Consider the following 11,345-nt stretch of genomic DNA (forward strand, 5'->3'; position numbering starts at 1 on the left):
AACCTTGCTCACGCAATCGAAAGGAGTGTTCCGGTCATGAAAAAGAAAATATTGATGTTCTTGCCTTGTGGCTATGGATACTCCACTGCTGTTTTCTTTTAGGATAGATAGAAATTGGTGAAGTCTGTCTACATGAAGAGAAGACTAGCAGAAAAATCAAAGTGAGTGAGGGAAATCACATGGAAAAAATCATAAGGAAAAACCCAGAAAGTATGCCGAAGCCCGTTGGCAGCTATAGTCATATCACACGAGTACCAAAGGGCGCGGGATTATTTGTTACATCGGGTCAAGTCGGAACAGATATCGATGGACAAGTGCCATCAAGTTTAAACGACCAGGTAACCAATACGTTTGAAAATATCAAAAAAATTCTTGAATCAGAAGGATTGAATGAAGAGCATGTCATCAAGGTCAATATATGGGCAACGGAAGAAATTGACTGGGATCATCTATATCCTCAGTGGGATACGATCTTCAAAACAGCTTACCCATCAATGACGGTTGCTTATGTATCAGCTTTAGGATGGCCTGAGCTGAAAATTGAAATTGAGCTATGGTGCGCCGATATTTGATCAAAAAAAGAACAGTGCAAACTGTTCTTTTTTACTTGAACCGAAACCGCTTTGTCATCCATGCAGCGATCAACGTAAAGACGGTGTAGATAATGACCCAAATGAGAAAGGATTCCTCCCCGCCAATGTATGTGTACATGAGAATGACGCTGGCTAACAGGACAATCAAAGTCGGCATCCAAACATTCTTCAAAAGCATTGTGCCAAAAATGCCAATCAGCACAGAAAGAATAGGGAAGCCAAATACAACGAATAAAATAAAAACAGCCATATGACGAACTCCTTTTAACAAGTGTTTACATTAAAAAATAAAAGATCGACACTGCCATGTGCGGAAGTGCAAAGATCATCATGAGAAAGGCCGTATCCAGACGCCACATGCGGTGCTCTTTCGTTTCAGAATGATAGGCGGCTCTTGTTTCATCTCCGCTTGTCCAAGCCCCCATTAGAAGCCCAGACATCATGATCCCGATAATAGAGATACCACCACTGATCCATCCTATCCACTCATGGTGCTGCAAAATAATAGCGGCACTGCTAACCACAATCATTGAGCAAACACCGGCGATAAAGGCATGTTTTTTTCTCATACTGGTTCACTCCTTTAAAGAAGATTAGGAGACCGCATCACATATTTCAATGAAATGACCATCAGGATCAGCGACATAAGCGACGGTTTGACCCCATGGTTTTTTTGCAGGTTCTTTAATAATCGAAACCCCTTTTTCCTTCATTGATGCAATGGTTTGTTCCACGTCATCCACAACAAACCCTATCTCGAACGTTTGAGAGGATTGATTGGCTTCTGGGACAGGCAATCCAAGTGCATCTTTGACATCCTGACGTGAGTTAATTGATAGGGTCACATCTCCAGTATCAAACTCAACATAGGATTCAACCCTAAGTTTCATAGGAAAGCCAAGTACATGTTGATAAAAATGAATACTTGCCTCAACATCGTTTACATATAGAATGGTATATTTCATTTTCATGTGAAAAACTCCTCTCTTCATATACGTGTCAAAACCGGAAAGGTTTCCCACTCAGTGTACCATATAGGATATAAAGCATGATTTATTCCAAAAAAATCAATATATTTAGCTCGATAGTCTTGAAAAACAAAAAGTGGTGACATATGATAAAAATGTAAAAATAGAAAAAATAGGGGGATTCTACATGTTGAAAAAAATCATGGTGGCTGTACTGTCTCTAGGTCTTTTACTAAGCGTTACACAAGTCAACACCCACACTGCAGATGCAAAAACAGTCAAGTCCTACAAAAACTGCAAAGCGCTGAACAAAGTCTATAAAGGCGGCGTCGCAAAAAGCAAAAACACGAAAAACAAAGGCGGCAAAACAAAGTACAAGCCGTATGTGTCAAAAGCACTTTACCAAAAAAATAAGCGACTTGACCGTGATAAAGACGGGATTGCATGTGAACGTTAAGCCAATGTGAAGAGACCTGTAACAAGGTCTTTTTTCTGTGGGATCAAACTCGTCCCTTTGTGCCTTCTCCCTCTTTATATTAAAATAAAGATAGTTACAAAAAATGATACAAAGTGGGGTACTCAATTTGTCCATACAAGCTGATAAGAAAGACATCCGATTGATTGCCATTGATATGGATGGCACGCTGTTAAACAGTGAACACGTCATTCCAGAGGAAAATAAACAAGCCATTAAAGATGCTGAAGCAAAAGGGGTCCATGTGGTGATTAGCACAGGGCGCACACTGATGACATGCCGAGAGCTGGTGGAGCCGCTTAAGCTGTCTTCTTACCTTGTGACAGCAAACGGAAGTGAAATTTGGGATTCAAACTTCCAGCTGATCGAACGAGATCTGCTGCATCCTGATCATGTCCAAATGATGTGGGATCTAAAAAATAGGTACGAAACCGATTACTGGGCTTCCACTGTGGATAAGGTGTGGAGAGGTGAATTCCCAGAACGAATTCATGACCATGAATGGTTGAAATTTGGCTTTGATATTCATGATGATAACGTTCGTGAGGAAGTACTCAATACATTGAAAACAAACGAGCATCTAGAAATCACAAATTCAAGTCCGACTAATATTGAAGTTAATGCAGCTGGCATTAACAAAGCGGCAGCTCTTGCAAAGGTAGCAGAACGCATTGGCTGTACGATGGACAATGTCATGTCACTTGGCGACAGCCTAAATGATATGGCTATGATCCAAGAAGCCGGATTAGGTATTGCGATGGGAAATGCGCAAGAAGTGGTGAAAGAAGCCGCTGATTGGATTACAGCTCCTAACACAGAACACGGTGTAGCAAAAGCGATCCATCATTGGGTGCTGTCTAAATAAATAAAAAAAGAGAGGTGATATCCTCTCGTTTTTTTATTTCTCCTAGTTCTATTGTTATGTTTTCTAACAATGTCATGTGCAATCTAGCCAAAATTGATATAATCAATATAAATTCGAATATTCGGACTTCAATTTCCGTTATTCGGAACAAAAAGGGGGGATCCTATGTATCAAGTAGATATCAACTGTGATTTGGGAGAAAGCTTTGGTCAATATACAATCGGTTCAGATGAACAAATTTTAGAATATGTCACCTCAGCCAACATTGCTTGCGGTTTTCATGCAGGAGATCCAACGGTGATGAGAAAAACCGTCAGAATGGCATTGGATAAAGGGGTGCAAATTGGTGCTCATCCGGGTCTGCAAGATTTAGTCGGCTTTGGCAGACGTCCAATGGCGATTTCAGCAGAGGAAGCCTATGATCTCGTCGTCTATCAAATTGGCGCTCTATCAGCCTTTCTTCAGGCAGAAGGCGGCACGATGCAGCATGTCAAGCCACACGGCGCCCTGTACAACATGGCGGCTAAAAATACTGAATTATCTGAATCAATTGCGAAGGCTGTGTATCATGTCGATCCAAGTCTTGTATTATACGGGCTTTCAGGCAGTGAACTTGCGTTAGCAGGTGAGAGAATGGGTCTTCAAGTGGCGCATGAAGTGTTTTCTGATCGGACCTATCAAAAAGACGGGACGCTGACATCGCGCCGTGAACCGCATGCACTCATTGAAGACGATGAACTGGCAGTCAAGCAGGTTGTTCGTATGGTGAGGGAAGGGAAGGTTCATACCGTTCAAGGGGAAGATATTTCGCTTAAAGCAGATACGGTCTGTATACACGGAGACGGCATCCATGCGCTCCAATTTGCCAAAACCATTACATCGAAGCTTAAAGAAGCAAGCATTCATCTCAAGGCCTTTCAATAAAAGTCGTCATCAAAGGGGGAAACAGCATGAAAAAACAGGAAGTGAAGCACAAGAAGGCATCAAAGGGGAACCGGTCTATGCTGATGGGCGCAGCCTTTTTAATGGCGACGTCCGCCATCGGACCGGGATTTTTAACACAAACGACTGTCTTCACGCAGCAGCTTGCGGCTAGCTTTGGGTTTGTCATTTTAATCTCTATTTTGTTAGATATTTTTGCGCAAACCAATGTATGGCGCATTATCGCCGTGTCAGAGAAACGAGGGCAGGAGATTGCAAATATGGTTCTGCCGGGTCTCGGATATGTACTGGCTGTTTTGATTGTCATGGGAGGACTTGCCTTTAACATCGGAAATATTGCTGGTGCTGGTCTCGGTTTTCAGGTGATCACAGGAATTGATCCGCGAATTGGAGCAGCCATCAGTGCTGCCATTGCCATTCTGATTTTTGTGATTAAAGAGGCTGGTAAAGCGATGGACCGTTTCACACAGATAGCGGGCTTTGTCATGATCGGCCTGATGCTTTATGTGGCGATTTCAACAGCACCGCCAGTTGGGGAAGCGGCACTCAGAACCTTTGTCCCAGAAGAAATTGATATTCTATCGATTGTGACACTTGTCGGGGGGACAGTTGGCGGCTATATCGTTTTTGCTGGTGGACATCGTCTATTAGATGCTGGAATTAAAGGGAAGGATGCACTTCCTCAAGTGACAAAAAGCTCTGTTTTCGGCATCCTGATTACATCTGTGATGCGTGTCGCTTTATTTTTAGCCGTGCTAGGAGTGGTTTCAAAGGGCTTACAGATTGACCCAGCGAATCCGCCTGCTTCTGTATTCCAGTTAGCGTCTGGAAATGTTGGCTATAAAATGTTCGGGATCATTATGTGGGCAGCGGCGATTACGTCCGTTATTGGAGCAGCATATACATCCGTTTCCTTCTTTAAAACCTTCTCACCAAAAATTGAGCAAAATCAACGTGGCATTATCATCGGCTTTATTGCCCTCTCGACCATTTGTTTTATTACGATCGGAAGACCTGTGAACATATTGATATTAGTTGGGGCGATCAATGCATTGATCTTACCGCTCGCGCTTGGCACCTTGCTGGTAGCGGCTTATAAGAAAGACATTGTCGGGGATTATCGACATCCATTCTTTTTGACAGTATCAGGCGCATTTGTCGTTGTCATCATGGCAATGATGGGCGGATATACCATCATCAATGAAATTCCAAAACTATGGAGCTGAATCGAATGAATATCTATCAAACATATGAGCCTTCACAGATTAGAGAGTTGATTCGTAAAAAAGAAATCACAGGACCGACGGCAGGCCTGGCAGAGGGATATGCTCAAGCCAATTTAATGATCGTCAAAAAGGAACTTGCTTTTGATTTTCTGTTGTTTTGTCAACGCAATTCGGCTGCATGCCCCTTGCTGGATGTACTGGAGCCAGGTGATCCAGTGCCGAGAAGGTCAGCACCCCAAGCGGATATTCGTACGGACTTTCCTAAATACCGTATTTACAGAAAAGGGATTCTTCAAGAAGAGGTGTCAGATATCTCTACTTATTGGGAAGATGATATGGTTGCCTTTCTCATCGGCTGCAGTTTTACGTTTGAGCATGCGCTCATGCTGAATGATATCCCTGTTCGCCATATTGAAAACGGTCATAACGTTCCGATGTATCAAACGAATATCGCTTGTGAAAGGGCGGGGGTATTTCATGGCCCAATGGTCGTCAGCATGAGACCCATTCCGGCGCATCAGATCACAAGAAGTGTACAAGTGACGTCTAGATTCCCATCAGTTCATGGCGGTCCCATCCATATAGGTGACCCAGCGATGATTGGAATTGCTCATGTGGATCAGCCGGACTTTGGAGAACCATCCGTCATCAAAGAAGGAGAGGTCCCGGTGTTTTGGGCATGTGGTGTGACGCCGCAAGCCATTGTCATGCATACAAAACCAGAGATTGCGATTACCCATGCACCTGGGCATATGTTCATCACAGATCAACGAGATCAACAGCTCGGTGTGCTTTAGAAAGAGAGGGGTCCTCAAGTGGCATTTTCAACGATAAAAGATTCTTTCACCTTCCACCCGCTAGGAGATGCAGCAATCGTGATTCAAGCAGGAACAGACATATGTGAAGAAATTCATGAACGTGTTGTGCAGTTGTTTTCATGTATTGAACAGCATCCATTTGACGGATATGTGGAAGCTGTTCAAGCCTTTACAAACGTGACTGTTTTTTACGAGCCGTATACCGTTTATCAATCGGCGCATCTTCAGCAACTAGACTTATCCCCCTATGAATGGGTGAAAAGCTATATTGAAACACTCCTTGAAGAGAAATGGCAGGAGGGGAATCAGATTCAGCGCCGCACCATCGACATACCGGTCTGCTATGGGGGAGAGCTTGGCCCTGATTTAGAAGAAGTCGCCCGGATCAATCGTTTAACACCAGAGGAAGTCGTGCGTATTCACACTGGCGGAACGTATCTTGTCTATATGATTGGATTTGCACCAGGATTTCCGTTTTTAGGCGGGCTGTCTGAAAGGATCGCAGCCCCGCGAAGGGAAACACCGAGAATGTCCATTCCAAAAGGATCTGTCGGCATTGCGGGAAAGCAGACCGGCGTATACCCGATTTCCACACCTGGCGGCTGGCAGCTCATCGGACAAACCCCGCTGCCACTCTTTCGTCCAGACGAAAAAGTCCCAAGTCTATTAAGAGCAGGAGACGAGGTTAGATTTGTCCAAATGTCTGAAAAGGAATTTTTCAGCATGAAGGAGGCAGAACGTTGAGTATCCATGTCATCAAGTCAGGAATGTTCACAACCATTCAAGATAAAGGACGGAAAGGCTATCAAAAGTATGGCGTCTTAACGAGCGGCGGCATGGACACGCTCTCACTTAGAATTGCCAACATTCTCACAGGCAACGAGGAAAACGAAGCCGTACTGGAAATCACATTAATGGGGCCGGGCCCTGTGCTGACGTGTCAAAAGGATGAGCTTATTGCAGTGACTGGCGCTGATGTGGAGATCGATATTGATGGAGAGCCAGCCCCTTTATGGAAACCACTCTTTGTTCGATCAGGAAGCACGATCACCTTTGGTCCTTGCAAGAGGGGGTGCCGCTCTTACATTGCTGTGGCAGGTGGATTCGATGTGGAGCCGGTCATGGAGAGCAAAAGCACCTATGTGAGAGCAGGAATCGGTGGACTGAACGGACGTCCGCTTGAAAAAGGAGACGTCCTGTCCGTTGGAAAGCCTTCAATCGTAGCGGATCGATTGTCTGATAGACTCAAAAGCAATCTAAAACAGGCGGCGTACAGCGCACCCGATTGGACTGTAAGTCATACGCATTTTTTACCGCTGCGGAAATCGCCCGTGATTCGGGTGCTGTCAGGGAGACACCTTTCTTTTTTTCAAGAATCATCTCAAAGCACCTTTTTTGAGCAGCCTTATCAAATCACGCTTCAATCAGATCGTATGGGCTGTCGTTTGAAGGGGGAGCCGGTTCATTTAAAAGAAAAGCTTGAATTGATTTCAGAGGCGGTTGCCTTTGGTTCTATTCAAATTCCTCCTGACGGTCAGCCGATTATTCTGCTGGCAGATCGGCAAACAACAGGCGGATACCCGCGGATTGGAGAAGTTGCGACGGTCGACCTGCCACTCATTGCTCAAGCGATGCCTGGGGCGAATTTGTATTTTAAGCGAATCGACCATCAGGATGCAGAGCAGGCGCTATTTAAGCAAGAAGCAGAACTGAAGGAGCTGGCTGCCAGAATCAAGCTGGAAGCCTTCGTTTAGAAAAGAGGATGCACATGCAAAACACAAATAAAACCGTCGTGAAATCAATGGAGATTTTGCGGCTGTTTATCACACGTGACCAATTAACATTGAATGAAATGATCGAGCTCTCCGGCATGCCGAAAACGTCTGTGCACCGCATGGCGAGCTCGTTAACCGATATGGGGTTATTAGAAAAGCAAGATTCAGGCGTTTATCGGTTAGGTCTGATGTTTCTAGAATACGGTCAGCTTGTGGCGGACCGCCTTGATATTCGGAGAATTGCAAGACCATTTATGGAAGGCTTGCGGGATGAAGTGGGAGAAGCTGTACAACTCATCGTTCGTGAAGGAGACGAAGCCATTTACGTTGATAAAATTGAAGGGACGCAGCCTGTTCGTCTCTACACCGCCGTCGGCAGGCGCTCTCCTTTATATGCGGGTGCTTGTGCAAGAAGTATTCTCTCCTTTTTGCCAGAGAACGAGAGACTTGCCTATATCGATTCGATTGAGCTAGGAAAAATCGGAATCGGGACCATTACAGATAAAGAGGTTCTTCGAAACATCCTGGAAGAATCAAATGAGCGGGGCTATACGTTAAGTTATTCGGAGCTTGAAAACTATACAGCTGCGGTTGGAGCTCCTATATTCAATCACCTTGGAGAAGTCACAGCAGGTATTAGCATTGCAGGGTTTGAAGCAGGTTATCAAAAGGAACGTCTTCCATACTTAATTGAACAAGTCAAAAAAGCCGCGAGCGGTATCTCCAGAGAATTAGGCTTTCATCTAGATAAATAAAAAGCCAATGACCGTTAAGATCATTGGCTTTTCGCGTTCAGTTAATTAGAAAGTTTTTCCTAAAGCTTTTGCACGTTCGATCGCATCTGCTTTAATTTGCTCTGCTTTCGCAGGTTCAGCATTGTGACCTTCAACGATAAGACCTTCGAAAGAAGGAATGCCGAAGAAGCTCGCAATTGTACCAAGGTAACGGTGGCCTGCTTCAAGTTCAGCAGCAGGACCTTCAGAGTAGTATCCGCCACGTGCTTGGATGTGTAGAGCTTTTTTGTCTGTTAATAATCCAACAGGACCTTGCTCAGTGTATTTGAATGTTTTACCAGCTACAGCAACAGAGTCGATGTATGCTTTAAGAACTGGTGGGAATGAGAAGTTCCAAAGTGGTGAAACAAATACATATTTGTCAGCAGAAACGAATTGATCGCTTAATTCGTTTAGGCGAGCAACTTTTGCTTGCTCTTCAGCTGAAAGTGTATCGAAGCCAGCACCTGATTGCAGCTTGCCCCAGCCAGCGAATACATCTGCATCAATGTGAGGGATGTTTTCTTTGTACAAGTCGATATGTACAACCTCGTCACTTGGGTTTGCTTCCTTATAAGATTCGATAAATGCTTTAGCAGTAGCCATACTGTAAGAAACTGTTTCATCATGCGGATGTGCAGTGATGTATAAAACTTTTGCCATGTTCATTCAATCCTTTCTGTTTCAGTGATTTTTTTAGCGTATCCCAAAGATACACTGAATATGTGGCATCTTTAATCATATTGGAATGCTATGAAAAAGATGTAACAAGCACAGTTACATAAAAACTGATATTTTTATTGTAATCACAATGTAGTTTGAAGTCAAGGTATAAAGTCTCGAAATCAAGATAAAAAGTTTGTAAATTTTTCTGGAACGCATGCAGGTGCAAACTTCATGATCTAAACCTATTCTTATTGAACAAAAAATCAGCCGATCTCGCAAGTGAAGAGTTTGTAAAGACGTCTCATGAAAAAAAGATGAATGTCTCTAAGTCATCTGCTACAAGCATCTGTTCTCCGATTTCGTATATATAAGAGAAGGCAGGAGAGAGTGAGGGATAAGAGTGGGACGATCCTATGTTGCGATTGGAGATTCCTTAACAGTTGGAGTGGGGGCACGTTTATTTGGCGGAGGCTTCGCAGAGCGGTATCAGTGGATGCTTGAAAAAAAGACACATACACCAGTCGAGCTGTCTGTATTTGCAAAGTCAGGGTTAACGACGGATCAGATTTTACAGCTGTTCAAACGATCTGATGTGAGACGTGCTATTGCAGCAGCTGACATCATCACTATCACAGGTTGTGGGAATGACCTTGTTCAAGCGATTCAGCAGTATGAAAAGGGTGAAGATGAAAAGAAACTGCTGCAAGCGACATTGCATTGCCAAGTAAATTTCAACAAAATGATTCAAGAAATCGCTCAGATCAAAAGGGGACAGAAGCAGGCCTATTGCATATATCTCATGAATTTATATAATCCTTTTCCGCAAATACCAATAGCCGGGCGGTGGCTTCAGCAATACAATCATCAGCTTCGCTCGCTTGCTGCAAATCCACATGTAGAGGTCGTGGATGTGTACCGGGCGTTTGAAGGACATGAACATGAGTACTTATCGATTGATCAATTTCATCCAAATCATAAAGGATATGAAGCAATGGCAAAAACATTGTTTCAACAATCCTGCAAACAGCTGTAATCCATTGGGATTGCAGTTTTTTTCATCCTTTTAAATGAAGGAGTGTTTCGATATGATAAAAGAAACGAAGGTGAAAGAGGTGTTCAGGCATGGAGGAAATCAGTGCATATTTTCAAGAAATGACAGGAACCGCTTATGAAGTGGGAAAGCAGCAGGCTGTCTGGATGAAGAAGAAGCAAGGGCTACAGACACAATACATTCGAACAGAACCGCTTGAAAAAGAGGCTGTGAAAGAAACGAAGCAGCTGATGCGCCCATATCTTCCCCAGTTAGAAGAAGAGATTGCTGGATTTTGTGATGAACTGCAATTGGATGAGCGTTATTTGACCTTTTACTATTCATCTCATCTAAAGCCAGGCTGTTCCCACTGTGTGAGGCAGGGAAATATGGGGGCAGGTCAACAAACGATCATGCTGCGAAACTATGATTTTTCCCCGATATTTGATGATATGCGTCTTGTGACGACACATGTGGAGGGCTTGGCATATCATACAGGCTCGTCGCTGCTCTTGTTTGGCAGATCTGATGGGATGAATGAGCATGGTCTTTCTGTCACATTCTCTGCATGTGGTCCGCCGGTTGGAAATGAACCAGGTTTAAAGCCTCCGGCAGTTGCCGGCTTGCAAGTGTATCATGTGATACGGTCTGTTCTGGAAACCTGTAGAACGGTTGAGGAAGCCATTTTCTCTATTCAGGAAATGCCTGTTGCCTCTAATGTTCACCTTATGCTTGCCGATCGAAAAGGAGAAGCGGCTGTGATTGAAATCATTGATGGCCTGAAAATGGTGAGAAGACCGGAGGCAGGTTATATTGCAGCCACAAACCATCCGCTTGCTGATCAAACGGCAAAAGGAATGACGAAACATCATTCTGTTGTCAGATACGACATGTTACTGGAGGCTTTAGAACAACGACGATCAAGTGATTCTCTTACTAAGCTGTTTCAGACAGAATATCCTGATGGTCTAGCTGTGCACAATTATGAGGAGCTGTTTGGAACAATGCGAACCGTCATCTTTCGCCCGGAAGAAGGAACGATGGATTATTGCTTTGGCTCTCCAGTATACAATCCGACGTATTCTTTAAAAGCTGGGGGTTCACTGCCTTTTCATGAACAGAAGGTTCAATTTCATCAAAAGGATTATGGACCGTCATTTTGGAGAAATGTATGATCAGACGTTGTATTTAATTTTGTCACAGCTGATGTGCCA

15 protein-coding genes are annotated in these 11,345 nt (G+C 43.9%); 11 read left to right on the plus strand and 4 right to left on the minus strand.

Features of this window, described 5'->3' with window-relative positions; all coding sequences use genetic code 11:
- Positions 1-179 precede the first annotated feature (179 nt).
- Entirely contained in the window at positions 180-572 is a 393-nt protein-coding gene (locus tag MHH68_RS02250) for a RidA family protein (RefSeq protein ID WP_058015339.1), read from the plus strand.
- A 31-nt stretch (positions 573-603) separates the two neighbouring features.
- On the opposite strand, the gene MHH68_RS02255 is transcribed toward MHH68_RS02250, so the two are convergent.
- The 3 genes from MHH68_RS02255 to MHH68_RS02265 are packed head-to-tail and all read right to left on the minus strand — an operon-like array spanning position 604 to position 1,564.
- Complete coding sequence (locus tag MHH68_RS02255) at positions 604-843, minus strand: DUF2651 family protein (RefSeq protein ID WP_061406772.1); 240 nt, start codon at positions 841-843, stop codon at positions 604-606.
- Between the two features lie 25 nt (positions 844-868).
- Positions 869-1,162, minus strand: a complete 294-nt coding sequence (locus MHH68_RS02260) for a DUF5316 family protein (RefSeq protein ID WP_061406774.1) — start codon at positions 1,160-1,162, stop codon at positions 869-871.
- A 24-nt stretch (positions 1,163-1,186) separates the two neighbouring features.
- Positions 1,187-1,564, minus strand: coding sequence for a VOC family protein (locus MHH68_RS02265; protein WP_003214168.1), 378 nt, complete (start codon positions 1,562-1,564; stop codon positions 1,187-1,189).
- A 184-nt stretch (positions 1,565-1,748) separates the two neighbouring features.
- Here MHH68_RS02265 and MHH68_RS02270 point away from each other — a divergent pair, with 184 nt between their 5' ends.
- The 8 genes from MHH68_RS02270 (at position 1,749) to MHH68_RS02305 (ending at position 8,417) form a co-directional block, all read left to right on the plus strand.
- Complete coding sequence (locus MHH68_RS02270) at positions 1,749-2,018, plus strand: excalibur calcium-binding domain-containing protein (protein ID WP_268467710.1); 270 nt, start codon at positions 1,749-1,751, stop codon at positions 2,016-2,018.
- 127 nt (positions 2,019-2,145) lie between these two features.
- A complete protein-coding gene (locus MHH68_RS02275; protein ID WP_339164940.1) occupies positions 2,146-2,901 on the plus strand; it encodes a Cof-type HAD-IIB family hydrolase in 756 nt (251 codons plus the stop codon).
- Positions 2,902-3,066: 165 nt separating this feature from the next.
- Complete coding sequence (locus MHH68_RS02280) at positions 3,067-3,825, plus strand: 5-oxoprolinase subunit PxpA (RefSeq protein WP_169057617.1); 759 nt, start codon at positions 3,067-3,069, stop codon at positions 3,823-3,825.
- A 26-nt stretch (positions 3,826-3,851) separates the two neighbouring features.
- The gene (locus MHH68_RS02285) at positions 3,852-5,069 is read left to right on the plus strand and encodes an NRAMP family divalent metal transporter (RefSeq protein ID WP_180309561.1); all 1,218 of its coding nucleotides are present in this window, start codon (positions 3,852-3,854) and stop codon (positions 5,067-5,069) included.
- 5 nt (positions 5,070-5,074) lie between these two features.
- On the plus strand, positions 5,075-5,866 hold the full coding sequence (locus MHH68_RS02290; protein WP_268497214.1) for a putative hydro-lyase: 792 nt from the start codon (positions 5,075-5,077) through the stop codon (positions 5,864-5,866).
- An 18-nt stretch (positions 5,867-5,884) separates the two neighbouring features.
- Positions 5,885-6,631 (plus strand): 5-oxoprolinase subunit PxpB, encoded by a 747-nt coding sequence (gene pxpB, locus MHH68_RS02295; protein WP_339164944.1) that lies wholly within the window; start codon positions 5,885-5,887, stop codon positions 6,629-6,631.
- The gene (locus MHH68_RS02300) at positions 6,628-7,641 is read left to right on the plus strand and encodes a biotin-dependent carboxyltransferase family protein (protein ID WP_339164946.1); all 1,014 of its coding nucleotides are present in this window, start codon (positions 6,628-6,630) and stop codon (positions 7,639-7,641) included. The genes pxpB and MHH68_RS02300 overlap by 4 nt, the downstream gene beginning before the upstream one ends.
- A 14-nt stretch (positions 7,642-7,655) precedes the next feature.
- On the plus strand, positions 7,656-8,417 hold the full coding sequence (locus tag MHH68_RS02305) for an IclR family transcriptional regulator (RefSeq protein ID WP_058015348.1): 762 nt from the start codon (positions 7,656-7,658) through the stop codon (positions 8,415-8,417).
- 45 nt (positions 8,418-8,462) lie between these two features.
- Here the strand turns inward: MHH68_RS02305 and MHH68_RS02310 are convergent, their stop codons facing one another.
- On the minus strand, positions 8,463-9,098 hold the full coding sequence (locus tag MHH68_RS02310) for an FMN-dependent NADH-azoreductase (protein ID WP_034283819.1): 636 nt from the start codon (positions 9,096-9,098) through the stop codon (positions 8,463-8,465).
- Positions 9,099-9,501: 403 nt separating this feature from the next.
- On the opposite strand from MHH68_RS02310, the gene MHH68_RS02315 reads away from it, so the two are divergent.
- Together MHH68_RS02315 and MHH68_RS02320 are read left to right on the plus strand one after the other, a co-directional pair.
- The gene (locus MHH68_RS02315) at positions 9,502-10,134 is read left to right on the plus strand and encodes a GDSL-type esterase/lipase family protein (RefSeq protein ID WP_339164949.1); all 633 of its coding nucleotides are present in this window, start codon (positions 9,502-9,504) and stop codon (positions 10,132-10,134) included.
- Between the two features lie 89 nt (positions 10,135-10,223).
- Positions 10,224-11,306 (plus strand): C45 family peptidase, encoded by a 1,083-nt coding sequence (locus MHH68_RS02320; protein ID WP_339164951.1) that lies wholly within the window; start codon positions 10,224-10,226, stop codon positions 11,304-11,306.
- Positions 11,307-11,345: the final 39 nt, after the last annotated feature.

The organism is Bacillus sp. FSL K6-2841 (assembly GCF_037976435.1).
Classification (GTDB): Bacteria; Bacillota; Bacilli; order Bacillales; family Bacillaceae; genus Bacillus; species Bacillus pumilus.